This window comes from Pseudomonas sp. 30_B, from assembly GCF_017491605.1.
GTDB lineage: Bacteria > Pseudomonadota > Gammaproteobacteria > Pseudomonadales > Pseudomonadaceae > Pseudomonas.
Window position 1 is genome coordinate 1 of the sequence record NZ_JAFGYY010000574.1, and the last position, 227, is coordinate 227.

Below are 227 nucleotides of genomic sequence, written 5' to 3' on the forward strand. Positions count from 1 at the left end.
GGCAACGAGTACGCCGACGGCATGCTCGAACACGACGGCGACGTCGGCAAACTGCTCAAGACCCTCGACGACCTGAAGCTCAGCGACAACACCATCGTCATCTACACCACCGACAACGGCCCGAACCAGTGGTCCTGGCCGGATGCGGCCACCACCCCGTTCCGCAACGAGAAGAACTCCAACTGGGAAGGCGCCTACCGGGTGCCGGCGATGATCCGCTGGCCGAA

General features: G+C 63.9%; 1 protein-coding gene. It reads left to right on the forward strand.

Annotated features, from left to right (window positions below; genetic code table 11):
* Positions 1 to 227, forward strand: a 227-nt coding sequence (locus tag J5M67_RS29455) for a sulfatase-like hydrolase/transferase (protein WP_207888785.1), incomplete at both ends; no start/stop codon positions are given.